This window comes from Lentzea pudingi, assembly GCF_014646255.1.
GTDB lineage: Bacteria > Actinomycetota > Actinomycetes > Mycobacteriales > Pseudonocardiaceae > Lentzea > Lentzea pudingi.
Genome location: NZ_BMNC01000004.1, coordinates 12,559 through 36,758, shown reverse-complemented (window position 1 = coordinate 36,758; position 24,200 = coordinate 12,559). Strand labels below are relative to the sequence as shown.

Sequence of the window (24,200 nt, the reverse complement as noted above, 5' to 3'; positions counted from 1 at the left end):
CTCATATGCCCAGGCCCTAGACTGCCGAGCCGACCGCCCTATTCGCATGAGTCCCTGGGGAGGGAGCACGTGCCCACCAACGAGCAGCGACGCGCGGCAGCCAAGCGCAAGCTTGAGCGTCAGATGGTCTACCGCCACGAGCGGGCCAAGAAGCGTCGCATCATCGCCGTCGTGTCGACGGTCGTCGTTGTTGCGCTCGTCGGAGGTGGCGTGTGGTTCCTCGCGACCAACAACGTCTTCGGCAATGGCGACGCCGCCGCGTCGGAGACTCCTACCCAGGAGTCGGTGGACAAGGCGGAGAACATCCCCACCGAGATGCACCAGATCCCGAAGCGCCCCGCGGCGCTGCCGGCGAAGGTGAATTGTGAATACACGAAGGGCCAGGAGCCGGCGGCCAAGGAGAACACGCCGCCCGCGAACGGCGAGCAGCCCACCACGGGCACCGTCGGCGTCACGCTCGGCACCTCGATCGGTGACCTGAAGCTGAACCTCGACCGCTCGCTCGCCCCGTGCTCGGTCCACAACTTCGTGGAGCTGGCGAAGCAGAAGTACTTCGACAACACCACGTGCCACCGCCTCACGGTGACCGGCATCCAGGTCCTGCAGTGCGGCGACCCCGGCGGCAACGGCATGGGCGGCCCCGGCTACTCGTTCAAGGACGAGGTCTACCCGGAGCTCACCTACGGCCGCGGCGTGCTCGCCATGGCGAACTCGGGCCCGGACACCAACGGCTCGCAGTTCTTCATCGTCTACGGCGACGCCTCGAATCTGCAGGCCAAGTACAACGTGTTCGGCACGGTCGACGCGGAGTCGCTGAAGAAGGTCGACGAGGTCGCGAAGACCGGCACGATCTCGCAGCAGCCCGGCCAGGGCGACGGCAAGCCGAAGACCCCGGTCGACATCAAGTCGGCGCTGGTCGCGAACTAGGCGCCACCCGCACACGACGGAGCCCCCGCCCTTCTCAGGACGGGGGCTCCTCTCGTCTTGGCCCCAGTTGACCCGCTACGACGCCGACGTCACGCGGTAGACGTCGTAGACGCCCTCGATACCGCGCACGGCCTTCAGAACGTGGCCGAGGTGCTTCGGGTCCCCCATTTCGAACGAGAACCGGCTGACGGCCACCCTGTCACGCGACGTCGTCACCGACGCCGACAGGATGTTCACCCGCTCGTCGGCCAGCACCTTCGTGACGTCCGAGAGCAGCCGGTGCCGGTCGAGCGCCTCCACCTGGATGGCGACCAGGAAGACGCTGGAGGACGACGGCGCCCACTCGACGTCGAGGAGGCGTTCCGGGGACTTCAGCAGCTCCTCCGCGTTCGTGCAGTCGGTGCGGTGCACGGACACGCCACCGCCCCGCGTCACGAAGCCGAGGATGTCGTCGCCCGGCACCGGGGTGCAGCAGCGGGCGAGCTTCACCCACACGTCGCCCGCGTCCTTGACGATCACGCCCGCGTCGCCGGTGGGGCGGCGCCGGGTGACCGTGGACGGGGTGGCGCGGTCGGCCAGTTCCTCCTCGGCGTGATCCACACCGCCGAGCTGTGCGACGAGCCGTTGCACGACGTGGCGGGCCGAGGTGTGACCCTCGCCGACCGCCGCGTACAGCGCGCTCATGTCCGGGTAGTGCAGTTCCTTCGCGAGGGCCTGCATCGAGTCGACCGAGACCAGGCGCTGGATCGGCAGCCCGACACGCCGGACCTCCTTGGTGATCGCGTCCTTGCCCTGCTCGATCGCCTCTTCCTTGCGCTCCTTGGCGAACCACTGCTTGATCTTCGCCTTGGCACGCGGGGACGCCACGAAGCTCAGCCAGTCGCGGGACGGGCCCGCACCCTCCGCCTTGGAGGTGAAGATCTCGACGACCTCGCCGTTCTCGAGCTTGCGCTCCAGAGCGACCAGGCGACCGTTCACGCGGGCGCCGATGCAGCGGTGACCCACCTCGGTGTGCACGGAGTAGGCGAAGTCGACGGGCGTGGACCCCGTCGGCAGCGTCTCCACGTCCCCCTTGGGCGTGAACACGAAGATCTCGCGCGCGGCGAGGTCCCAGCGCAGGCCTTCGAGGAACTCACCGGGGTCCGCGGCTTCCCGCTGCCAGTCGAGGAGCTGGCGCATCCACGCCATCTCGTCGATCTCGACGGACTTGCCGTTGTGCGTGCCCTTGGTCTCCTTGTAGCGCCAGTGCGCCGCGATGCCGTACTCGGCCCGCTGGTGCATCTCGGACGTGCGGATCTGCACTTCCAGAGGCTTGCCGTCGGGACCGATGACGGTCGTGTGCAGCGACTGGTACACGCCGAACCGGGGCTGCGCGATGTAGTCCTTGAACCGCCCCGGCATCGGCTGCCAGGCGGCGTGCACGACGCCCATCGCGGCGTAGCAGTCACGCACCTCGTCCACGAGGATCCGGACGCCCACGAGGTCGTGGATGTCGTCGAAGTCCCGCCCGCGGACGATCATCTTCTGGTTGATCGAGTAGTAGTGCTTCGGCCGGCCCTCGACCTTCGCGACGATCCGCGCGCTCTCCAGCTGCGTGGTGAGCTCGCTGACGACCGACCTCAGGTACGTGTCGCGACTCGGCGCGCGCTTCGCGACCAGGCGGACGATCTCGTCGTACTTCTTGGGCTGCAGGATCGCGAACGCGAGGTCCTCCAGCTCCCACTTGACCGTCGCCATGCCCAGGCGGTGGGCGAGCGGCGCGAGCACTTCGAGCGTCTCCCGGGCCTTGCGGGCCTGCTTCTCCGGCGGCAGGAACCGCATCGTGCGCATGTTGTGCAGCCGGTCGGCGAGCTTGATGACCAGGACCCGGGGGTCCTTCGCCATCGCGATGACCATCTTGCGGATGGTCTCGGCCTCGGCCGCTGCCCCCAGCTTGACCTTGTCGAGCTTCGTCACCCCGTCGACCAGCCGGGCGACTTCCTCACCGAAGTCTTCCTTGAGCTGGTTGAGCGAGTAGTCGGTGTCTTCCACGGTGTCGTGCAGCAGCGCGGCCACCAGCGTCGTGGTGTCCATGCCCAGCTCGGCGAGGATGGTCGCCACGGCGAGCGGGTGGGTGATGTACGGGTCGCCGGACTTGCGGCGCTGCGGGCGGTGCTTCTCCTCGGCAACGTCATATGCGTGCTGCAGAAGCGCCAGATCGGCCTTGGGATGGAGGTCACGGTGCACGGCGGCGAGAGGTTCGAGGACCTGCTTCACCGGGGCCGCACGTTGGGCGGTGATACGCCGCGCAAGGCGGGCGCGCACACGCCGGGTAGCCGACGGTTGAACAGCCGTCGCAGCGGGTTCGGTGTCTTGACTCAACCCCACGCTCCTCGGGTCTCGCGAGTACCGAGGATAACGCGTTTACGCTGACGAAACTTCCGATGGCGCGCTGAGCGGCACAGCTCACACGGTGAACGCCGCGCAAACTTCCGTTGAGCCGATCAGCGAGCGGAACAAGCAGGACTCTCCACGAACGCCCGCCAGGCGGCGACCGAGAAGGCCAGAACGGCACCCCGGGCGGCCTTCGAATCACGCACGAGAGCGTCGGCGGCGAGCGACACCTCAACACAAGTGCCGCTGTCCGTGTTGCCGCTGTACGTGCTCTTACGCCAGCTCCGGTCGAGCGTCATGAAGGTCCTCCCGCAGTCCGCTGACGTAGTCCGTCAGCATGCGACGCGATTGTCCCTCATCAAGTGCCAGCGCATCCAACCACTTGAAGAACTCCCGGCTGCTCGCAATGGCTTTGCCGTCGTGTGCGAACAGCTGCGCCACGTCGTTTTCGCTGTAGGCGACCGGCAGCATCTTCTCAAAGCTGAACAGCCTCCGCGCGGACCGCATGGCGATGGCGACGCCCGCAGTCATGGGCACGATCCGCAAGCTGTGAGTCTCGAAGAGCAGGCGCAGATACTGCTCCTCCATGATCTGCGCGTTGCCCACACGCATCCGGAGCGCGAGCTCGTGCACGAAAAAGGTGCATTCCGGCCGATTCGGACGCCTCAGAATCGCCTGTCGATCGATGCGCAGTTGAACAAACTTCTCGATGTTCTCCGGCGCTTCGTTGCCTCCCTCGGTCAGCAGAGCTCGGGCGTACTCCGGGGTCTGCGCCAGGCCGGGCATGGTCAGCCCGTCGAAGCTCGTGATCTTCTCGGCTTGAGCCTCCGCCATGGCGAGCGTGCGCAGGTTGTCCGAGACGATGAGGACGTACGGGTCGAAGGCGTAGCGGTAGCGGTCTCGGAAGGCTTCGAAGTGGACGGTGTCGCGGCCGCAGGTCATCAGGTACTGGATGAGGTCGATCTCGCTCGCACGCGCTTTGCCCTTCTCGATGTTGGAGACCTTGCTCGGGTCCCAGCCGAGTTGTTCCGCGAAGGCATGGCCGGTGAGCCTGGTGAACTTCTCGCGGAGGCGGCGCAGTTCGTCGCCCAGGTCGCGGCTGTAGGCGGTGGAGGTGATCGCAGTCATTCGTCCGACGGTAGACATTGGCCCTCCTCCACGAACCAGCTCATCAGGGTGAAAACGGGTGCTCGAAGCGCAGGTCGCGCGCCTTGCTGCGGGCTAGGCGACCTGGTGGTGGACGGCGGTGTTGACCCTGGGTGTCCTGGCCGGGTCGAGCCAGGCGGGCGGGATGAACGTCGGGACTCCATTGTGGAGCTTTACCTCCCAGTCGCTGTGGTGGATCAGGGTGTGGTGGTGACGGCAGAGCAGCGCGGCGTTGTTCACTGAGGTCTCGCCGCCCTCCGACCAGAATCTGAGGTGGTGGGCGTCGCAGTGCTTCGGCGGGCGGTCGCAGCCCGGGAAGGTGCAGCCCTGGTCTCTCGCCACGAGCACGCGGCGGAGGGACGCGGGGAACGTCCTGGTCTTGCGGCCTATGTCCATCGGTTCGGAGCGGCCGCCGAGGACCACCGGGATCACGCCCGCGTTGCAGGCGAGGCGGCGGACCAGCGAGGCCGGGACGGGGACACGGGTGTCGAGCCTGGCCAGGCCCGCCTGCTCGACCAGGCCCTCGTAGGACATCGTCAGCGTGAGCGCGACCGGCTCGCCGCCGTGTTCCGGCAGGCGGTCGGAGCGCAGCACGAGCTCGATCAGGTCGGCGAACGCATCGCCTTCGCGCTCGGCGCGGGTGCGGGCGTCCGGACCTTCCTCCGGGGTGGTGGGGCGGGGCTTGGCGAGCGGGTCGATCAGCGCCTCGAACTGCGCGCCGGCGACCTTGCCGAGCCGAGCCGAGATCTCGAGCTGGTCGCCCTTCCACTCCATGCGCAGGCGGTTGACCGGGCGCAGCGCCTCGGCGGGCTCGCGCGGCTCCTCGTCCTGCTGGTAGGCCAGGTACGCCAGCTCCTTGCCGAAGGAACGAACCGCGCTGGGCTCGTGGGCCTTGGCGTACTCCACGACGGACTGCTCCGCCGCGGGCGGCAGCTCTTTCATCACCTCGGCCACCGCCGAGACGTGCTCACCGGAGAGCGCGCCCTCCGCCGCCGCGGCGGCGGTGAGCGGCAACTCCGGCTCCAGCACCGAGCCGGACGGCGTGATCTCCCCCGTCACCGCCTCGGCGCGGGCGACCCACTGGCGCGCGGTCTTCAGGTCCCACCGCACGGCATGACGCAACACGTGAGCCATATTCCGATAACCCAGCTCACCTGCGGCACCACGCCGATCCAACTCGGCGATTTTCAGCATCACCACATTCTCAAGAACGCGAATTTCCGCCACGTCACCGACGACTGCGGCAAGCAGCTCGTCGGTGGCCAGAAGGCGGAAGTCTCGTTCGCTCATGCGTTCGACACTACCGCAAGATCACAGCGAAAAAGCACGTCAGGCCAGCCACGTTCGGGTGAACCAGCTGGACAAGCCGCCATAGGCTCCGTTACGCATCATCTCTCTCGTGGCACCGCAACCACTAGCAACCACGCACGCAACAAACGCGAAAAACGCACAAAAACCACGTGCCGCAACCACGTACGCAAAATGACCAAAGAAATGCGTTCCGGCACACGCCCGACGAAGGAGGGCATGTGCCGGTTCGGCGAAGCCGTGCCTTTGCGGGTGACACGCGCACACCTGACAGACTCAGCCACGTGAGGACTCTGGTCTGGTGCGCCGCGATGACGTTCGTGTGGCTCGGCACGATGGCGTACCTCGCCCTCGACGACCCCAGCTACATCGATCCGCGGTCGATCATCGGCTCCACGGTCGGCTGGGTGGTCGCGACGACGCTGAGCTGGCTGTTGCTGCGCCGCGCGAAGGCCCCGAAGCTGTGGGAGATCGCGGTGGTCACGGCGCCGGCGTCGCTGGTGACACTGGTGTTCGTCAGCATCGGCGCGGCGATCGTGGCACCACCGCCGATCGCCTGACGTGCGGGAATGCCCGCCAGTTCAGGATGACGGCGCCCGGCTGACAAGCTGGACCCATGCACTCACACCGGCCGATCTGGCACTGCCTGGCGTTCGCGGGCATCTGGTACGCCGCGATCGTCCTGCTCAACCTCGTCACCGGTGGCTCCGACGAAGGTGCAAGGGCGGCGACGCTCGGGGTGGTGCCGTGGCTGGGGGCCGCCGCCGCGCTGATGCGGGTCGGGCACGGTGAGATGAAGGCCTGGCGCCTGATCCTGCTGGGGCTGCCGATCTTCTACTTCCTGTGGGCGATCACCGTCGTGATCGCCTCCAGGTTCGTCGTTCCGGTGACGGGCTAGACAGCGAGAAGTGCGCTGACCTCGCGGCCCGCGAGCCGGGAGCGGCCGCCCAGGGCCGCGATCTCCAGCACCACCGACACACCCGTCACGATGCCGCCGGCGCGCTCCACGAGCGTGCAGGCGGCCTCCGCGGTGCCTCCGGTGGCGAGCACGTCGTCCACGACGACCACGCGCTGGCCGGGCTGGATGGCGCCGGCGGGGAGCTCCAGGGACGCGGAGCCGTACTCCAGGTCGTAGGAGACCGAGTCGGCGACGACCGGGAGCTTGCCCGGCTTGCGCAACGGCACGACGCCGTAGCGCCAGCCGTAACCCAGGGCAGCACCCAGGAGGAAGCCGCGCGACTCGATGGCGGCGATCACCTGGGTGCTGTCGTCGATCTTGTCCTGGAGGGCGTCGACCACGGCGCGCAGGGCGTCGGGGTCGGTGAGAACCGGCGTGAAGTCCCGGAAGACGACCCCTGGCTTGGGGAAGTCCGGGACTTCACGCATCAGTCCCAGAGCACGATCCAATTTCAACGCTGGCGCTTCCCGGTCGGACGGCGGCGGGCGTCGCCTGCCTTGGCGGTGCGGTGGGGCACCGACGCGGCGGCGGCGTACGCCTCTTCCTTGCGCAGGTCGGCGGCGAGGGCGTCCTCGTCGACCGACTCGATGCCCGCGGCGACCTGCGGGCCCGTGGCCTTGGCGCGGCGGGCGGCCACGCGCTTGGCCTGCGCGATGTACTTCGGGTCGCGCATCTTCAGGTCCACCAGCACCGGGGTGGCGAGGAAGATCGAGGACAGGGCGCCGATGAACATGCCGACGAGCTGCACGAGCGCCAGGTCCTGCAGCGTGCCGACGCCCAGGATGCCGACGCCGACGACCAGCAGGCCGATGACCGGGAGGAGCGCGATCAGCGAGGTGTTGATCGAGCGCATCAGGGTCTGGTTCAGCGCCAGGTTCGCCGCCTCGGCGTACGTGCGGCGGGTCAGGCCCAGCAGGCCTCGGGTGTTCTCCTTGACCTTGTCGAACACGACGACCGTGTCGTACAGCGAGAAGCCGAGGATCGTGAGCAGACCGATCACCGTCGCCGGCGTCACCTCGAAGCCGATGAGCGAGTACACGCCCGCGGTGATGATGACGTCGTGGAACACGGCGACGAGCGCGCCGACGGCCATCTGCCACTCGAAGTAGAGCACCAGGAAGATGGTCACCGCGACGAAGAACCAGAACAGGGCCCAGAGGGCCTTGCCGCTGATCTCACCGCCCCAGGACGCGGAGACGGCGCTGTCGGAGATCGCTCCCGCACCGCCCTGCGGCTGGGTGTCCTGCGCCAGCCCCGCCTTGAGGGTCGCGACCTCGGCGATGCTCAGCGCGGGCGACTTGAGCTGGATCGACGCGCTGGCACCGGAACCGACGGACTGCACGGCGTTCGGCTTCTTGCCGGGCAGGGCCTTCGCGTAGGCGTCCTCGACGGCGGACGTCGAGATGGGCTGGCCGCTGGCCGACACCGACGGCATCGAGACCTTGGTGCCGCCCTTGAAGTCGATGCCGAAGTTGAAGCCGTTGAACACCATCGAGCCGATGCAGACCAGCAGGATGATGGCCGACACGATGTACCAGCGGACGCGCTTGCCGACGATGTCGAATGCGCCGTTGCCCACGTAGAGGCGCGAGAACACGCTGCTCACGTCAGGCCTCCTTCACGGCGGTGGTCTTGCCGGTCGTGGTCGCGCGGTGTGCGGCACCCTCGCGGGCGGCACCCCCCAGACCCGACAGGCTCGAGTTGGTCAGGAACTTGGACTTCGACGCGATCGCGACCAGCGGGTGCGTCACGAGGAACACGACCACGAGGTCGAGGACCGTCGACATGCCCAGGGTGAACGCGAAGCCCTTCACCTGGCCGACCGCGATGACGTACAGCACGGCGGCGGCGATGAAGCTGACCGCGTCGGCTGAGAGGATCGTGCGTCGCGAACGGACCCATGCGCGCGGCACGGCCGAACGGAACGTGCGGCCCTCACGCACCTCGTCCTTCAATCGTTCGAAGAAGACGATGAACGAGTCCGCCGTGATACCGATGGCGACGATGAAGCCCGCGATGCCGGCGAGGTCGAGCGTGAACCCGATGACGCGGCCGAGCAGGACCAGCACGGCGTAGATGACGACCGCCGACAGGGCCAGCGACAGGATCGTCAGGACGCCGAGCAGGCGGTAGTAGAACATGCAGTAGACGAAGACCAGCGCGAGGCCGATGCCGCCGGCGATGAGACCCGCCTTGAGCGACTGCAGGCCGAGCGTCGGGGAGACCGTCTGCGCCTCGGACGCGTCGAAGGACAGCGGCAGCGCGCCGTACTTCAGCGTGTTCGCGAGGTTCTGGGCTTCCTTGAGCGTGAACTTGCCGCTGATCTCGGTGGAACCACCGGAGATGGCCGACTGGATGGTCGGCGCGGACATGACCTCGCCGTCGAGCACGACCGCGACGGCCTGCTGGACGTTGGCCGCGGTGAACGAGCCCCACTTCGTGCCGCCCTCGGACTTGAAGTCCAGGTTGACGACGTAGCCGGTGCCGTTCGGGTTGTTGTTCGCGGCGGCGTTGCTGATGTCCTCGCCGGTCAGGCGGGAGTAGTTCGTGTAGTCGTCGGCCTTGGTCTGGGTGTCCTCCTTGGGAGGGTTGACCGGGGCCAGCGTGTACTTGAACTCGCCCTTCTCGTCACACGTGACGAGAGGCTTGTCCAGGTCGTCGTTTCCGCGCAGCGGGTCTGCCTTCGTGCAGTCCAGCATGATCGCGGCCTGCTGCAGGACCTGCGGGTCCGTGGACTGGCGGAGCGCCTTCGCCTCCTGGATCTCCTTCGCGACCCTCGGGTCGACGTTGGCGGGGGCGGCTGGCGTGCTCGGCGCGGTGCTGGACGGCGCGGTGCTGCTCGACGGCGGCGTGCTGGACGGCTGCGCGGCCAGGTTCGGCGCGGGGCGGCCCTGCGGGGCGCCGCTCGAGGGCGGCGGCGTGCCGGCGCTCTGGCTCGCCGGGGCTGACGGCGGCGTGCTCGCGGAGCCGGACGGCGAGGTGCTCGTCTCCGTCTGCGGCGCGGCGCCCGCCGGGACCGGCTGGCCTATGACCTTGCGGAACGCGAGGCGAGCGGTCTGGCCGAGGCCCTTCGCGCCTTCGCTGTCCGCGCCCGGGACCGTGATCACCAGGTTGTTGCCGTCTCGCACGACCTCGGCACCGGAGACGCCGAGACCGTTCACGCGGACCTCGATGAGGTCACGTGCGCGGTTGAGCGCCTCCTCGCTGGGTTGGGCTCCGTCCTCCTGACGCGCGGTCAGCGTGACGAGCGTGCCACCCTGCAGGTCGATTCCGAGCTTGGGTTTGGCCGAACCGTTCCCGGTCAAAAAGACCAGGGCGTAGAGCGCGACCACGATGAGGACAAAACTCGCCAAATACTTCGCAGGGCGAATTTGCCCGGCCGGAGGTGCCACGATCCGTCCGTCTCCTAGTAGCGATGGTTTCCGAGCGCGCAGCGTAACGCGCGCCGCGTGAGCTGCGCGTCACTACCTGGAGTTGGCGGTGTTCACAGTTGCCAACTCCAGGTGTCACGCGCCAGTTCGTTACTTCTTGGCGCTGTGGTCCAGGGGCTCGGCGACCTGTGCGGTGGTCGCGGGCACCTCTTCCTCGACGACGTCGTCGGACTTCTCGACGACGGCCTCGTCCGTGTCGGCGACCTTCTCGCGGATGGCGGCACGCAGCCAGCGCGTGACGACACCCTCGGAGATCTCGATGTCGATGGTGGTGTCGTGGCTCGCGTCGGCAACGGTGCCGTACAGGCCCGACGTCGTCATCACCTTGTCGCCGGGGGCGAGCGAGTCCTGCAGGTTCTTCTGCTCGGCCATCGCCCGCTTCTGCTTGCGCGCGCTGAGGAACAGCGGCACCGCCAGCAGAACCAGAAGCAACGGGAACATCAAAGACGAAAGGTTGCCCATCATTCTCCGATCAGGTGGACATGCCTCGACGCACGTCCGATATGTCCAGGTGCTTTCACCGATTGTGCCAGGTCACCACAGTTGATCACCGGCGGGCGGCTCCAGCCCCAGGTGGTACCACGCGGCCGGCGTCGCCACTCGGCCCCGAGGTGTCCGGGCCAGCATGCCAGCCCGCACCAAATACGGTTCGCACACCTCTTCCACGGTGGTCGTTTCCTCCCCGACCGCGACCGCGAGGGTGGCGACGCCGACGGGCCCGCCGTTGAAGCTCTTGACCAGCGCGTTCAGCACCGCCCGGTCGAGCCGGTCGAGGCCCAGTTCGTCGACGTCGTAGACGACGAGGGCCTGTTTCGCGATGGCCTCCGTGACGCGGCCGTCGGCCCTGACCTCGGCGAAGTCGCGGACGCGGCGCAGCAGCCGGTTCGCGATGCGGGGGGTGCCCCTGGACCGGCCGGCGATCTCGATGGCGGCGTCCTCGGCGATGTCGACGCCGAGGATCTTGGCGCTGCGCTTCACGATGAGGTCGAGCTCGGGGGCTGTGTAGAACTCCATGTGGCCGGTGAAGCCGAAGCGGTCCCGGAGCGGGCCGGTGAGCGCGCCGGACCTCGTCGTGGCTCCGACCAGCGTGAACGGCGCGATGTCGAGCGGGATGCTGGTCGCCCCGGGGCCCTTGCCGACCATCACGTCGACGCGGAAGTCCTCCATCGCGAGGTAGAGCATCTCCTCCGCCGGCCGGGCCATGCGGTGGATCTCGTCGATGAACAGGACGTCGCCCTCGACGAGGTTGGACAGCATCGACGCGAGGTCGCCCGCGCGCTCGAGCGCGGGACCGCTGGTGATGCGGATGGCGGCGCCGAGCTCCTTGGCGATGATCATCGCGAGGGACGTCTTGCCCAGGCCGGGAGGGCCGCTGAGCAGGACGTGGTCCGGGGCCGCACCCCGGCGCATGGCGCCGTGCAGGACCAGTTCGAGCTGTTCGCGGACCCGTTGCTGGCCGACGAACTCGTGCAGGTCGGCCGGACGCAGGCTGGTCTCGAGGTCGCGCTCGGCGGGCGCGACGTAGGGACTGAGCTCGTCCTCCATCACTTGCGCCCCAGGGTCGCGAGCGCGCGGCGCAGGACGGCGGACGTGGACTGCTCGGGGTTGTCGGCCAGCACGCCGTCGACCGCGGACTCCGCGGACTTGGCCGGGAAGCCGAGGCCGAGGAGCGCCTCGACGACGTGGTCACGCGTCTGGCTGTGCGCGGGCGTCGCAGGCGCGGCGAGCTGACCGACCTTGTCGCGCAGCTCGATGATGAGGCGTTCGGCGCCCTTCTTGCCGATGCCCGGGACCTGGGTGAGCACGGTGATGTTGCCCTCGGCGAGCGCGTGGCGCAGTTTGTCCGGCTCCAGCACCGCGAGGGTGGCGAGCGCGATCCGCGGGCCGATGCCGCTGACGGTCTGCAGCAGGCCGAACAGCTCGCGGGCCTCGGCGTCGGCGAACCCGAACAGGGTGAGGCTGTCCTCGCGGACGATCAGCGTGGTCGCGAGGCTCGCCTCCTCGCCGCGGCGCAGGGTGGCGAGCGTGGTCGGGGTCATCTGGACGGCGAACCCGACACCGCCCACCTCGACGACGGCGTGGTCGAGGCCGACGTGCTGCACCTGGCCGCGCAGTGACGAGATCACCTGGTTCCTCCGGACTTCACTTGCTGGACGTTAGTTGGCGCGCTTCGCGGCTTCGGCGAGCTTCGCCCTGTGCACCCGCGCCAGCTCGGCCGCCTTGGCCTGTGCTTCTTCCATGCGCGACCGCATCGGCGCGCGCCAGTGGTGGCAGATCGCGATCGCCAGCGCGTCCGCCGCGTCGGCCGGCTTCGGCGCCACCTTGAGGCCGAGCAGCTTCGTCACCATGGCGGTCACCTGCGCCTTGTCCGCGCGGCCCGACCCCGTGACGGCGGCCTTGACCTCGGACGGCGTGTGGAACTCGACCGGCAGGTTTCGTTGCGCGGCAGCCAGGGCGACGACGCCCGACGCCTGCGCGACCCCCATCGCGGTGCGGACGTTGTGCTGCGCGAAGACCCGTTCGATCGCCACGACCTGTGGTTCGTAACGGTCCAGCCACACGCAGAGGCCGTCGTACAGCTCGTGCAGGCGCACGGACAGCGGAGCGTCGACGGGCGTGCGCAGGACGTCGACGGCCACGGCGCGCACGACCCGGCCCGGCCCGCCGTCGACGACGCCGAAGCCGCACCTGGTCAGACCGGGGTCGACCCCGAACACGCGCACAACAGCTCCCCGGATCGCTGAACGAACAACAGTTCGAACCATATCCGGTGCGCCTGCGGGTGAGTGCCACCGACACGGTTCGACAAGTCCGCTCCGGCGTCACTACGGTGGTCGGGTTTCGATCACAGGGGTGACGGGTGAAGAGGTTCTGGGCCGTTGCGGGGTGCGTCGGCGCCGTCATGGCGATCGCCATCCTCACCGCCCTGGCCGCGCCCCGCGATATCGGTATCGCAATCGACAAGGTCGTGCAGCTCGTCTTCGCCGTCGCCGCTCTCGTGGCCTACGCCGGCAAACGCGACCGGTGGATGACCGCGGCGATGACCAGCCTCACGATCGGGCTGTCCGCGTGGATCTGGGGCCAGCAGATCATGGGCGTGCAACTGCCGTCGTCCACGATCGCGCCGCTCGGGTTCACGATGGTGCCGGTCCTCTGCCTGGCCGCGCTCGTCGTGAAGGCGCAGAAACGCCGTGCCGACGACCTGCTGCCGAACTACCGCAGCCGCACGGTCGTCGTGCTCGACGGGCTGATCGTGATCGGGTCGCTGTTCGTGCTGACGTGGGTGTCGGCGCTCGAGTCGCTGACCCGTGCGTGGGCCACCGAAGGGCCCGGGTTCGCCACCGTCGTCGCGCATCCCGCCGCGTACCTCGTGCTGCTCGTGGCGATCGTGGTGATGTCGTGGACGCATCAGGCCGTGCGTCAGTGGCCGATGCTTTTCGTCGCACTGGCCGGTATCGCGCAGTCGTCGTCGGGCTGGGTGTTCGCGTTCCACATCTCCAAGGGCAACACGGCGATCCCGGCGGCCGCGGACATCGGGTTCATGCTGTGCCCGGCGTTGTTCCTGCTGAGCGCGCTGGCTCCGGTGCGCAACCTCGACCCCGCGCCCGGCCGCATGCGCACGGCCGACATGCTGCACCTGCTCGTGCCGTACCTGCCGCTCGCGATCACCGGCCTGTTCGTCATCTGGAACACCGCGACCGGCGGCCGGCTCGACCCGGTCGAGATCTACGTCGGGTTGCTGGTCATGTGCCTCGTGATCATGCGTCAGCTGTTCACGATGATGGACAACGTCCGGCTGATGGACCAGCTGCGCGTCTCTCGCGAACAGCTACGGCACGAGGCGACGCACGACCCGTTGACCGGTGTCGCGAACCGCTCGCTCTTCCGCGAACGGCTGGAGCGCGCGCTGGAGGTCCGTGACCGCTCCAGGCCGTTGATCCTGCTGTTCATCGACGTGGACGGCTTCAAGGCCGTGAACGACAACAACGGGCACGCCGAGGGCGACATCGTCCTGCGCAACGTCGCCGCACGGCTGGAGAACAGCGTCCGCGACGAGGACGTGGTGGCGCGGCTCGGCGGTGACGAGTTCGGCGTGCTGGTCGACGGCGGCGACGCCGACGAGATCGGTTCGCGGCTGCTCGACGCACTGGCGCATCCGCACGAGGTGCTGGGCCGGGTGCACCGGGTGCACGCCAGCATCGGTGTGGCGCAACGGTTCTCGTACGATCCCATGATCACCGCCGACGACGTGCTCGGGGCCGCGGACGCCGCGATGTACACGGCGAAGCGGCTCGGCAAGGGCATGGTCGTCGTGCACGGTTCACCGCTTCCGGAGATGACGTGACCCCTGAGCAGTTGATTTCCTCGCTGGACATGCGGGAACTCCCCGTCGAGGGCGGGTACTTCGCGCAGACGCACCGGTCGGAGGAGGCGTCCGCGATCGCGTACCTGTTGCGCAGCCCGGACTTCTCCGGCATGCACGTGCTGAAGCACCTGGAGATCTACCACTTCCACGCCGGGTCGCCGTTGCGGATGGTGCTGCTGCACCCGGACGGCACGGTGACCGAACCGGTGCTGAGCGCGTCGAACCCGCAGGTCGTGGTGCCCGCCGGGGTGTGGCAGGGCAGCACTCCGGCCGGTGACTGGTCGCTGGTCGGCACGGTGGTGGTGCCGCCGTACACCGACGACGTCGTGGTGTTCGGGCACGCGGACGACCTGTGCGCGCGTTATCCCTCCCACGATGCGGTGATCCGGCCGCTGTGCAGGTTCTAGGATCTCGGGAATGGCGCTTGTCCCGCTCAACGGCATCGAGCTGAACGTCCAGACCGAGGGTTCCGGCGATCTCGTCGTGCTCGTCATGGGCACCGGCAGTCCCGGCAGGGTGTGGCGCACGTACCAGGTGCCCGCGCTGGTCAAGGCCGGGTACCGCGTCGCGTACTTCGACAACCGCGGCATCAGGCCGTCGTCGGAGTGCGCCGGGGGTTTCACGCTCGACGACATGGTCGCCGACACCGCCGCGCTCATCGAGCACCTGGGTGGCCCGGCGCACGTGATCGGCACGTCGCTGGGCGCCCGGATCACCCAGGAACTGGCGCTGGCACACCCGTCGCTGGTGCGGTCGGCGGTGATGATGGCGACCGCCGGACGGCCCGAACCGGTGCAGCAGGCGTGGTCGCAGGCGTTGTGCGACCTGCACGACAAGGGCGTCGAGGTACCGCTGCAGTTCTACGCGGTGGCGTCGGTGGTGCGGAACCTGTCGCAGACGACGCTGGCCGACCCGGTCGTGGCCCAGGACTGGCTGCAGATGTACGAGTTCGCCGGCTCCGGCTTCAGCGCGGGTGAACGCGTCCAGCTCGGTCTCGCCGAGTACGACACGCGCCTGGAGGCCTACAGCGCCATCGCGGTGCGGTCGCTGGTGATCGGGTTCGCCGACGACGTCGTGCTGCCGCCGCGGTTGTCGCGCGAGGTGGCGGACGTGATCCCCGGCGCCCGGTACGCGGAGGTCTCGGGCGCCGGGCACATCGGGTACCTGGAGCGGCCGGACGAGGTCAACCGGCTGCTGGTCGAGTTCCTGGGCGGAGCGTGATGCTCAGCGGTGCGCGGCCTGGCCGGTGGGTCGCAGCAGGATCTCGTTGACGTCCACAGTGGACGGCTGGGACACGGCGTAGAGCACGGCCCGGCCGACGTCCTCCGGTGCCAGCTTCGGGTCGTCCACACGCGACGGCGGGATGGCGTCGGTGTCCACGAGGCCCGGCTGCACCACGGTGACCCTGACGCCGGTGTCCACGGCCTCGGCGCGGATCGCCTGTGCCAGGCCGGTGATCGCCCACTTCGTCGCCGAGTACAGGTTGCCGGGGCGGACGCCTCGGCCCGCGGCCGAGCCCGTCAGCACGAGGTGGCCTCCTGAGCGGATCAGTGCGGGCATGGCGGCGCAGGCCGTGAAGGCCGGGCCGCACACGTTCGTGACGACCATGTCCGTCCATTCGGACGGCTCGGCACCCGACGAAGAGACGAACGACGTGTCCACCGACACGCCCGCGTTGGCGAAGACGACGTCGATCCGGCCCCAGCGCGACTCCACACGGGACATGAGATCCTGCACGGAATTCCACGAAGAAACGTCGCATCGGGCGTCCCAGCCGCGATCCCCGACAGATTCTTCGGCCGAGCGCGAGGCTCTGACCACGCGATAGCCCGCCTGCGCTGCCAGGGAGGCGGTCGCCGCCCCGATTCCGCGGGAGGCGCCGGTCACCACGAACACGTTTTCCATGATCCGGAACCCTAGTCAGGGAACTGTCAGTGCCGCCTGTTTTGATGTGGCCCATGACTTTGAACCGCAGGTCCGTGTTCGGGCTGGGTACCGTCGCGGCCGCGACGGCCGTGCTCGGCTCCAACGGTGCAGCACAAGCGCAGGAAGACGCGGAGGTGGAGATCGAACGCTCCCCGGCGACGGCCGACCGGTCGCGCAAGCGCGTGGCCCAGGTCTACCGGCGTCAGGCCCGCAAGGCGCGCGGCAGCTGGTCGTCGCTGATCACGGTCGCCGACCTCGACGGGACGACGAAGTCCGCCGTGGACGAGAACGCCGACAAGGTCGTCGAGGCCTACAGCGTCAACAAGATCGCGGTCGCCGTCGCCGTGCTGGACAAGGTGGACCGCGGGCTCGTCAAGCTCGACCAGACGGTCACGGTGTCGTCCGCGATCGTCATCCAGGACACCGACGGCATCTTCGCGCTCGACGGCGCGTACCCGAGCGAGGTCACCGTCGGCCACGCGCTGGCGAACCTGCTGACCGTCTCGGACAACACCGCGGTCCGCCTGTGCGGCCTGGTCGTGCCGGCGCTGGAGCTCAACGAGATCCTGCGGTCCAAGGGTTTCGTGCACACCCAGGTCGTCCCGGTCGCGAACCCGAACCGGTTCTTCCTCGGCACCACGACGGCGCGCGAGACGCACACGTTGCTGCAGAAGCTGGTCGACGGCCAGCTGCTCTCGGCCGCGTCCACCGCGTACCTGCTGAACATCCTGCGCGCCACGGCCAGCTTCACCGACGGCGTGCGGCTCAACCTCACGACGAACGAGCGGCTGCGCGTGGCCACGAAGGCCGGCTGGTTCTCCGACGGCCGCAACGAGGCCGGGATCATGTTCAGCGCGGACAACCGGGCGATCCTGATCTACTCGATGTTCGCGTCGGGCGAGTTCTCCGGTGACAAGGCCGTGAACGACGAGGACTTCAGCACCACGCACCCGGCCGTCGCGGCCCGCGCGGAGCTCGGGCGGGCGATGTTCGACGCCGTCATCAAGATCACGACCACGAAGCCGAAACACCGCGCAAAGGTTTACAGGTTCGTCAACGGCGGCTGATCGCGGAGAATTTCTCCCGAATCTGCTCCGAACAGCGCTGGTTCTCGGCTATACACGTACCAACGCCGGGGTCGGTCGTCGCCGCCGTCGACGACCGGCTTCCCCGCGCCGGTGTGGTTACAGCGCCGGTTCCACAACGTCGTGGTACCTGCGTGACACCTGCTCGATCACCTCGTCGAAGTCCGCCGCCCAGATGGCCGCGTTGAAGATCTCCACCTCGACGTCCCCCGCGTATCCGGTCGCCGCGACCTGCCTGGTCAGGCGGGGCAGGTCGATGTCGCCGTCCCCGGGATAACCGCGGCCGAGCAGGACGTCGGCGGGCACGGGCGTGAGCCAGTCGCACACCTGGTACGACGCGATGCGCGGTCCCGCGCGCACGATCTGCGCGTCGAGGTCCGGGTCCCACCACACGTGCAGCGCGTCCACGACGACGCCGATCGACTCGTGCCGTTCGGCGATGTCGAGTGCCTGGGACAGCGTCGAGAGCACGCCGCGGTCCGCGCAGAACACCGGGTGCATCGGCTCGAGCGCCAGGATCACGCCCGCCTGCGCCGCGTACACCGAGAGCTCCGCGATGGCATCCGCGACGCGCTGACGTGCGCCGACGAGGTCCTTGTCGGCCGCCACTCCCCCGACGACCATGACGAGCGTGCCGGTGCGCAACGCCGCCGCCTCGTCGATCGCGCGGCGGTTGTCGTCCAGCGCGCTGCGGTTGTCCACGGCCGTGAGGAACCCGCCGCGGCACAACGACGACACCCTCAGGCCGGCGTCCGCGACGAGTTTCGCGGTGCGGTCGAGGCCGTGGTCGGCGACGGGTTCGCGCCACAGCCCGATGGACTCGATGCCGTGCCGCGCACAGCCTTCGACGGCTTCGGCGACCGTCGCGCGTTTGATCGTGGCCTGGTTCAGCGAGAGGCGAGCCATTCACTCCACCTCCGTTCCGCGAACTCCGGTTCGATCACACCGGCGATTTCCGCGAGACGTTTCGCCTCGGCCAGGTGCTCGACGCTGCGCGCGGACTCCAGACCACCGAGGAGCTGGAACCGTTCCTGGTGGCCGGCGAGCCACGCCAGGAACACCACGCCCGTCTTGTAGTAGTAGGTCGGCGCGCTGAACAGATGGCGGGACAACGGAACCGTTGGCGCCATGATGCGGTGGAACTCCTCGGTGTCGCCCTCGGCCAAGTTCGCCAGTGCCTTCGCCGCGACCGGGGCGATCGGGTCGAAGATGCCGAGCAGCGCGTGGCTGTGGCCCTCGGCGTCGCCCGCGATCAGCTCCGGGTAGTGGAAGTCGTCGCCGGTGTAGCAGCGGACGCCCTGCGGCAACGCGCGCCGCAGTCCGATCTCGTGGCCCGCGTCGAGCAGCGAGACCTTCACGCCGTCGACCTTGTCCGGCCGCGAGCGGATGATCTCCAGGAAGTTCCGGGTGGCCTGGGGGATGTCGCCCGAACCCCAGTAGCCCTCCAGCTTCGGGTCGAACGCGGTGCCGAGCCAGTGCAGGACCACGGGTTCGCTGACGCGGTCGAGCAGCGTGCCGTAGACCTTCTCGTAGTCCTCGGGGCCGCGTGCCGCCGCCGCGAGTTGCCGTGAGCACATGAGCACCGGCTGGGCGCCGGCCTCCTGGACGACGTCGAGCTGTTCCAGGTAGGCGTGCAGCACCTCGTCGAGGCCGGGTTCGCCGTCGAGGTGGTCGGTCGCGACGCCCGCGCAGATCCTGCCGGTCTTCTCGGCGGCGCTGCGGCGGATGAGCTCGGCGGCCGCCGGCCAGTCGAGGCCCATGCCGCGTTGTGCGGTGTCCATGGCCTCGGCGACGCCCAGGCCGTGCGACCAGAGGTGGTGCCGGAACGCCAGAGTGGCGTCCCAGTCCACGGTTCGTTGGTCCTTCGCCACGACGTGTGCCGCGGCGAACACGATCCGTTCACCGGTGTCAGACATCGGCGATCTCCACCCGGCGACCCTCCGAAGAGGACCGCAGACCGGCCGCCGCCAGCGCGACACCCCGTGCGCCCGCGCGGAAGTCGTGCGGGAACGGCGCGCCTTCGTAGACGTGGCGCAGGAACTCCGCCCACTGCACCTTGAAGCCGTTGTCGAACTCCTCGTTGTCCGGCACCTGCTGCCACTGGTCGCGGAACGGGTGCGTGACCGGCAGATCCGGGTTCCACACCGGTTTCGGCGTGACGGCGCGGGGCTGCACGAAGCACTCGCGCAGCCCCGCGACCGCACTCCCCTCGGTGCCGTCCACTTGGAACTCGACGAGCTCGTCGCGGCGCACCCGCACGCACCAGGACGAGTTGATCTGGGCGATGACGCCGTTCTCGATCTCGAAGATCCCGTACGCGGCGTCGTCCGCGGTCGCCTCGTAGGCGTTGTCCTGCTCGTCCCACCGGGTTGGAATGTGGGTTACGGCCTTCGCGGTGACGGCCTCGACGCGGCCGAAAAGGTCGTGCAGCAGGTAACTCCAGTGGCAGAACATGTCCGAGACGATGCCGCCACCGTCCTGCGCCCGGTAGTTCCAGCTCGGGCGCTGCGCGGGCTGCCAGTCGCCCTCGAAGACCCAGTAGCCGAACTCGCCGCGCACGCTGAGGATCCGGCCGAAGAAGCCGCCGTCGACCAGCCGCTTGAGCTTGCGGATGCCCGGCAGGTACAGCTTGTCCGCCACGACACCGTGCCGCAGGCCCCGCTCGTCGGCCAGGCGCGCGAGTCCCAGCGCCTGCTCGACCGTGTCGGACACCGGCTTCTCGGTGTAGACGTGCTTGCCCGCCTCGAGCGCCTTGGTGATCGACTCGACGTGCCTCGACGTGACCTGCGAGTCGAAGTAGATCTCGACCGACGGGTCGGCGAGTGCTCCGTCGAGGTCGGTCGTCCAGCGCGCGAGGTCGTGGCGCTCGGCGATCTCCTTGAGCTTGTCGGCGTTGCGGCCCACGAGGACCGGTTCCACCTTCAGCACGGTCCCGTCCCTCAACCGCACGCCCTCGTCGCGCAACGGCAGCAGGGACCGGACCAGGTGCTGGCGGTATCCCATCCGCCCGGTGACGCCGTTGACCGCCACGCCAATGGTCCGAACCGCCATCGCACCTCCCTGGTAGCAGCGCTGGAAAGCGCTTTCCAACCACGCTAATCGGGGCGCTTCGCGGACGTCAAGCTCCTCGCGAGTTAGTCTCAGCGCTCACATGCGTGGTGACGGAGGTGGTCGTGTCCGCCCGACAGGTGACGCTCGCCGAGGTGGCGAAGCAGGCGGGTGTGTCGTTGGCGACCGCTTCTCGCGTGCTCAACGGCAGCACGCGGCAGGTGAGTGAAGAGCTGAGCGAACGCGTGTTGCGCACCGCGGAGGAGCTCGGTTACGTGCCGAACGCCTCGGCGCAAGCGCTGGCCCGCAACTCGAGCTCGCTGGTCGGGCTGGTGGTCCACGACATCACCGACCCGTACTTCTCGTGCATCGCGGCCGGGGTCACGCGGGTGGCCGAGGCGGCCGGGCTCTCCGTCGTGCTGGGGACGACGGGACGCCGCCCGGAGCGCGAGGCGGAGCTGCTTTCCACTCTGCGTGCGCATCGGGCGCGTGCGGTGGTGCTGGCCGGTTCCCGCACCACGGACCGTGCGGCGCAGTCCAGGCTGGCGACCGAGATCGACGCGTTCACCGAGCAGGGCGGCCGCGTCGCGTGCGTGTCGCAGGCGAAGCTCGGCACCGACACGGTCGTGCCCGGCAACAGGGCGGGTGGGCGCGCTCTCGCCCGCGCGCTCACGGAACTCGGGCACAAGAAGTTCGCCGTATTGGGTGGTCCTTCCGAACTGGTGGTGGCGAGGGACCGGCTCGCCGGGTTCAAGGCGGGCCTGACCGACGCCGGCATCGCACCGCCGGTGGTGGTCAACGGCGCGTTCACCCGGGACGGCGGCTACGAGGCCGCGATGGAGCTGCTGGCGTCGAAATCGCGCGCCACCTGCGTGTTCGCCGTCACGGACGTCATGGCGATGGGCGCGATGGCGGCGTTGCGCGAACGTGGCGTGCGGATCCCGGAGGACATGTCGATCGCCGGGTTCGACGACATCCCGACGCTGCGCGACACGGTGCCCGCTTTGTCCACAGTGCGACTTCCGCTGGAGGAGATGGGCGAGATCGCCGCAGGTCTGGTGCTGGACGGCGGTGGTGACGAGGCCCGCACCGTCCGGGTGGCCGGTGAGGTGGTGCTCCGGGCCTCGACTGCCCACAATTAGACTCGTCTGGCTATTCACGTACTTAGTCATGAGGAGTTGAGCCGTCCCCATGGGGTCTGGCCCTGACTGGCATACCAACCCGGTCCCGTGCTGCCTTGGAGCGCGCAGGTGACCGGAACACTTCTGAGCCTGCTCGGTCTGCTCGCCGTGGTGGCGCTGACCGCGGGCACCTTCATCGCGGTGGCGGCGGAGTTCTCGCTGACCGCGCTGGAACGGAGCACCGTCGAACGCCACGTCGCCGAGGTCGGTGACGCGAAGGCGCGGACCATCGACCGTGCGCATCGCACCCTGTCGTTCCAGCTCTCCGGCGCACAGCTCGCCATCACGCTGACCACGCTGATCACCGGTTACATCGCGGAGCCCGCGATCGCGAACCTGATCGAGCCCGGGCTCACCGCCGTCGGCGTGTCCGAGCCGGTGGCCGACTGGCTGTCGCTGGCCCTGGCGCTGGCGATCGCCACGTCGTTGTCGATGGTGTTCGGCGAGCTGGTGCCCAAGAACCTCGCGATCGCGAAGCCCCTGGAGACCGCGCGTGGCGTGGTCGGCATCCAGGCGGGGTTCTCGACGGTCTTCCGCTGGTTGATCCACTGGATGAACAACTCGGCGAACTGGCTGGTCCGGCGCTTCGGCGTCGAGCCGGTCGAGGAGCTGGCGTCCGCGCGGTCGCCGGAGGAGCTGGGCGCGCTGGTCCGCTCGTCGGCCGAGCACGGCACGCTGGACCGGGGCACCGCGGTGCTGATGGACCGCTCGCTGCGCTTCGGCGACCGGACGGCGGGAGAGCTGATGACGCCCCGTGTGCGCGTGGAGGCTCTCCGGGCCGACGCGACGGTGGCGGACCTCGTGCTGAAGGCGCGGGAAACCGGCTTCTCGCGGTTCCCGGTGCACAACGGCTCGTTGGACGAGGTGAGCGGGATCGTGCACGTGAAGCAGGCCTTCGCCGTGCCGTCCGCTCTGCGCGTGTCCACTCCCCTGTCGGCGTTGACGCGGCCCGTGTACTCGGTGCCGGAGACGCTGGAGGGGGACGCGCTGCTGGACCGGCTGCGGGCGTCCGGGCTGCAGACCGCGCTCGTCGTCGACGAGTACGGCGGCACGGCCGGGATGGTGACGCTGGAGGACGTGGTCGAGGAGATCGTCGGCGACGTGCGCGACGAGCACGACCGCCGTGAGGCTGCCCCGGTGCGGTCGCTGGGGTCGGACAGCTGGATCGTGTCCGGCCTGCTGCGCGACGACGAGGTGGCCGACGCGACCGGGTTCCAGATGCCCGAGGGTGACTACGAGACGCTGGCCGGACTGGTGCTGGCGCGGCTCGGGCGGATCCCGGACGTCGGCGACGAGATCCGCGTCGACGGGTGGAAGGTGACCGTCATGAGGATGGACAAGCACCGCGTGGCCGAGCTCCGGGTGGTGTCGTCCTCGTGAACTTCCTCGTCATCGCTCTTCTGCTGGCCGGCAACGCGTTCTTCGTCGGTGCCGAGTTCGCGGTGATCACCGCGCGCCGGGACCGGCTGGAGGCGCTGGCGGACAAGGGTTCCGCCCGCGCCCGCACCGCGATCAAGGCGTCGCAGGAGCTGCCGCTGCTGATCGCGGGCGCGCAGCTGGGCATCACGCTGTGCTCCCTGGGGCTCGGCGCGATCGCCGAGCCCGCGCTGGCTTCCGCGCTGGAGGGGCCCCTCGGCGCCGTTGGGCTGCCGTTGGCCTTGGTGCACGGTGTGGCGTTCGCGGTGGCGTTGGTCATCGTCGTCGCGCTGCACACGATCCTCGGCGAGATGGTGCCGAAGAACCTGGCGATCGCCGGTCCCGAGCGGGCGGCGGTGTGGCTGGTCCCGGTGCACTACGGGTTCTCGCGGATGATCGCCCCGGCGCTGGCCCTGTTCACCGCCGTGGGCCGGTGGGTGCTGCGCCGGTTCGGCGTGGAGCCCGTCGACGAGCTGGAGTCGGCCTACACGACGGACGAGCTCGCGTTGCTGATCGGGCAGTCCCGGTCGGAGGGGCTCCTGGAGGACTCCGAGCACCGGCGGCTGACGCAGACGTTGTCGTCCGCCGCGCGCACGGTGGCCAACGTGCTGGTGCCGCTCGACCGGCTGACGACGGTGTCCGCGACGCCGACCGTGGGCGAGATCGAGGCCGCCGTCGCGGCCACCGGGTTCTCGCGGTTCCCGGTGCTCGCCGACGCCGGGCTGATCGGGTACCTGCACGTCAAGGACGTGCTGGACCTGGAGGGCGCGGCGACACCGGTGCCGCGTGACCGGGTGCGCGGGCTGCCGGAGGTGCCCGCCGGTGCCCGGCTGGACGAGGCGCTGGCCGCGTTGCGCCGGGCGCAGTCGCACCTCGCGCGGGCCGTGTCGGCCGACGGCGCGGTGCTGGGTGTGGTGGCGCTGGAGGACCTGCTGGAGGAGTACGTGGGCACCGTGCGCGACGGCACCCACGTGCGCTGGGTCTGATGCGCTGGGTCTAAAGCTCCGGGTCTAGCGCGCTGGGGCGTGGCTCTCC

General features: G+C 69.1%; 26 protein-coding genes. 11 read left to right on the top strand and 15 right to left on the bottom strand.

Annotated elements, in window-relative coordinates:
* The first annotated feature begins 69 nt into the window (after nt 1-69).
* Complete coding sequence (locus IEY88_RS15625; protein WP_189155497.1) at nt 70-927, top strand: peptidylprolyl isomerase; 858 nt, start codon at nt 70-72, stop codon at nt 925-927.
* A 75-nt stretch (nt 928-1,002) separates the two neighbouring features.
* Here the strand turns inward: IEY88_RS15625 and IEY88_RS15620 are convergent, their stop codons facing one another.
* The 4 genes from IEY88_RS15620 to IEY88_RS15605 all read right to left on the bottom strand — a co-directional run bounded on the left by IEY88_RS15620 (nt 1,003) and on the right by IEY88_RS15605 (nt 5,640).
* Nucleotides 1,003-3,288: a RelA/SpoT family protein gene (locus IEY88_RS15620; protein WP_189155496.1), complete on the bottom strand. Its 2,286-nt coding sequence runs from the start codon at nt 3,286-3,288 to the stop codon at nt 1,003-1,005.
* 122 nt (nt 3,289-3,410) lie between these two features.
* Nucleotides 3,411-3,599, bottom strand: coding sequence for a DUF397 domain-containing protein (locus IEY88_RS15615; protein ID WP_189155495.1), 189 nt, complete (start codon nt 3,597-3,599; stop codon nt 3,411-3,413).
* A complete protein-coding gene (locus IEY88_RS15610) occupies nt 3,574-4,428 on the bottom strand; it encodes a helix-turn-helix domain-containing protein (RefSeq protein ID WP_189155494.1) in 855 nt (284 codons plus the stop codon). Before IEY88_RS15610 ends, IEY88_RS15615 begins: the two co-directional genes overlap by 26 nt.
* Nucleotides 4,429-4,521: 93 nt before the next feature.
* Complete coding sequence (locus IEY88_RS15605) at nt 4,522-5,640, bottom strand: HNH endonuclease signature motif containing protein (RefSeq protein ID WP_229693515.1); 1,119 nt, start codon at nt 5,638-5,640, stop codon at nt 4,522-4,524.
* On the opposite strand from IEY88_RS15605, the gene IEY88_RS44235 reads away from it, so the two are divergent.
* Genes IEY88_RS44235 through IEY88_RS15595 form a run of 3 tightly spaced genes read left to right on the top strand, consistent with a single transcriptional unit; the run spans nt 5,560 to nt 6,652 of the window.
* A complete protein-coding gene (locus IEY88_RS44235; protein ID WP_229693529.1) occupies nt 5,560-6,042 on the top strand; it encodes a hypothetical protein in 483 nt (160 codons plus the stop codon). The genes IEY88_RS15605 and IEY88_RS44235 overlap by 81 nt on opposite strands.
* Nucleotides 6,039-6,314, top strand: coding sequence for a hypothetical protein (locus IEY88_RS15600; RefSeq protein WP_189155492.1), 276 nt, complete (start codon nt 6,039-6,041; stop codon nt 6,312-6,314). Before IEY88_RS44235 ends, IEY88_RS15600 begins: the two co-directional genes overlap by 4 nt.
* 56 nt (nt 6,315-6,370) lie before the next feature.
* Entirely contained in the window at nt 6,371-6,652 is a 282-nt protein-coding gene (locus IEY88_RS15595; protein WP_189155491.1) for a hypothetical protein, read from the top strand.
* Here IEY88_RS15595 and IEY88_RS15590 read toward each other — a convergent pair.
* The 7 genes from IEY88_RS15590 to ruvC form a co-directional block, all read right to left on the bottom strand.
* Complete coding sequence (locus tag IEY88_RS15590; protein ID WP_189155490.1) at nt 6,649-7,140, bottom strand: adenine phosphoribosyltransferase; 492 nt, start codon at nt 7,138-7,140, stop codon at nt 6,649-6,651. The two genes, IEY88_RS15595 and IEY88_RS15590, sit on opposite strands and share 4 nt — an antisense overlap.
* Before the next feature lie 23 nt (nt 7,141-7,163).
* Entirely contained in the window at nt 7,164-8,318 is a 1,155-nt protein-coding gene (gene secF / locus IEY88_RS15585) for a protein translocase subunit SecF (protein ID WP_189155489.1), read from the bottom strand.
* A gap of 1 nt (nt 8,319) precedes the next feature.
* Nucleotides 8,320-10,104, bottom strand: a complete 1,785-nt coding sequence (secD, locus tag IEY88_RS15580) for a protein translocase subunit SecD (protein WP_189155488.1) — start codon at nt 10,102-10,104, stop codon at nt 8,320-8,322.
* Between the two features lie 129 nt (nt 10,105-10,233).
* Nucleotides 10,234-10,584 carry a preprotein translocase subunit YajC gene (gene yajC / locus IEY88_RS15575; RefSeq protein WP_189155487.1) on the bottom strand — a complete coding sequence of 117 codons (351 nt, stop codon included), beginning with the start codon at nt 10,582-10,584 and terminating at the stop codon, nt 10,234-10,236.
* Between the two features lie 93 nt (nt 10,585-10,677).
* Complete coding sequence (gene ruvB / locus IEY88_RS15570; protein ID WP_189155486.1) at nt 10,678-11,688, bottom strand: Holliday junction branch migration DNA helicase RuvB; 1,011 nt, start codon at nt 11,686-11,688, stop codon at nt 10,678-10,680.
* Complete coding sequence (gene ruvA, locus IEY88_RS15565) at nt 11,688-12,269, bottom strand: Holliday junction branch migration protein RuvA (protein ID WP_189155485.1); 582 nt, start codon at nt 12,267-12,269, stop codon at nt 11,688-11,690. Before ruvA ends, ruvB begins: the two co-directional genes overlap by 1 nt.
* A gap of 30 nt (nt 12,270-12,299) precedes the next feature.
* Nucleotides 12,300-12,866: a crossover junction endodeoxyribonuclease RuvC gene (ruvC, locus tag IEY88_RS15560; protein ID WP_189155484.1), complete on the bottom strand. Its 567-nt coding sequence runs from the start codon at nt 12,864-12,866 to the stop codon at nt 12,300-12,302.
* Nucleotides 12,867-13,003: 137 nt separating this feature from the next.
* On the opposite strand from ruvC, the gene IEY88_RS15555 reads away from it, so the two are divergent.
* The 3 genes from IEY88_RS15555 to IEY88_RS15545 are packed head-to-tail and all read left to right on the top strand — an operon-like array spanning nt 13,004 to nt 15,730.
* Nucleotides 13,004-14,488, top strand: coding sequence for a GGDEF domain-containing protein (locus IEY88_RS15555; RefSeq protein WP_229693417.1), 1,485 nt, complete (start codon nt 13,004-13,006; stop codon nt 14,486-14,488).
* Nucleotides 14,485-14,916, top strand: a complete 432-nt coding sequence (locus IEY88_RS15550) for a cupin domain-containing protein (RefSeq protein WP_189155483.1) — start codon at nt 14,485-14,487, stop codon at nt 14,914-14,916. Before IEY88_RS15555 ends, IEY88_RS15550 begins: the two co-directional genes overlap by 4 nt.
* Before the next feature lie 10 nt (nt 14,917-14,926).
* Nucleotides 14,927-15,730, top strand: coding sequence for an alpha/beta fold hydrolase (locus tag IEY88_RS15545; protein WP_189155482.1), 804 nt, complete (start codon nt 14,927-14,929; stop codon nt 15,728-15,730).
* 3 nt (nt 15,731-15,733) lie between these two features.
* Here the strand turns inward: IEY88_RS15545 and IEY88_RS15540 are convergent, their stop codons facing one another.
* Nucleotides 15,734-16,414 (bottom strand): SDR family oxidoreductase, encoded by a 681-nt coding sequence (locus IEY88_RS15540; protein WP_308425980.1) that lies wholly within the window; start codon nt 16,412-16,414, stop codon nt 15,734-15,736.
* A gap of 53 nt (nt 16,415-16,467) precedes the next feature.
* Between IEY88_RS15540 and IEY88_RS15535 the strand changes: the two genes are divergently transcribed.
* Nucleotides 16,468-17,502: a serine hydrolase gene (locus IEY88_RS15535; protein WP_189155481.1), complete on the top strand. Its 1,035-nt coding sequence runs from the start codon at nt 16,468-16,470 to the stop codon at nt 17,500-17,502.
* Nucleotides 17,503-17,619: 117 nt separating this feature from the next.
* Here the strand turns inward: IEY88_RS15535 and IEY88_RS15530 are convergent, their stop codons facing one another.
* From IEY88_RS15530 to IEY88_RS15520, 3 genes are read right to left on the bottom strand one after another with little or no spacing between them, the layout of a single operon-like run.
* Nucleotides 17,620-18,426: a sugar phosphate isomerase/epimerase family protein gene (locus IEY88_RS15530; protein WP_189155480.1), complete on the bottom strand. Its 807-nt coding sequence runs from the start codon at nt 18,424-18,426 to the stop codon at nt 17,620-17,622.
* A complete protein-coding gene (locus IEY88_RS15525; protein WP_189155479.1) occupies nt 18,408-19,436 on the bottom strand; it encodes a dihydrodipicolinate synthase family protein in 1,029 nt (342 codons plus the stop codon). Before IEY88_RS15525 ends, IEY88_RS15530 begins: the two co-directional genes overlap by 19 nt.
* Nucleotides 19,429-20,571, bottom strand: coding sequence for a Gfo/Idh/MocA family protein (locus IEY88_RS15520; RefSeq protein WP_189155478.1), 1,143 nt, complete (start codon nt 20,569-20,571; stop codon nt 19,429-19,431). Before IEY88_RS15520 ends, IEY88_RS15525 begins: the two co-directional genes overlap by 8 nt.
* 122 nt (nt 20,572-20,693) lie before the next feature.
* Here IEY88_RS15520 and IEY88_RS15515 point away from each other — a divergent pair, with 122 nt between their 5' ends.
* The 3 genes from IEY88_RS15515 (at nt 20,694) to IEY88_RS15505 (ending at nt 24,151) form a co-directional block, all read left to right on the top strand.
* A complete protein-coding gene (locus IEY88_RS15515; RefSeq protein ID WP_189155477.1) occupies nt 20,694-21,710 on the top strand; it encodes a LacI family DNA-binding transcriptional regulator in 1,017 nt (338 codons plus the stop codon).
* A gap of 108 nt (nt 21,711-21,818) precedes the next feature.
* Nucleotides 21,819-23,129, top strand: coding sequence for a hemolysin family protein (locus tag IEY88_RS15510; RefSeq protein ID WP_189155476.1), 1,311 nt, complete (start codon nt 21,819-21,821; stop codon nt 23,127-23,129).
* Nucleotides 23,126-24,151, top strand: coding sequence for a hemolysin family protein (locus IEY88_RS15505; protein WP_189155475.1), 1,026 nt, complete (start codon nt 23,126-23,128; stop codon nt 24,149-24,151). Before IEY88_RS15510 ends, IEY88_RS15505 begins: the two co-directional genes overlap by 4 nt.
* Nucleotides 24,152-24,200 lie beyond the last annotated feature (49 nt).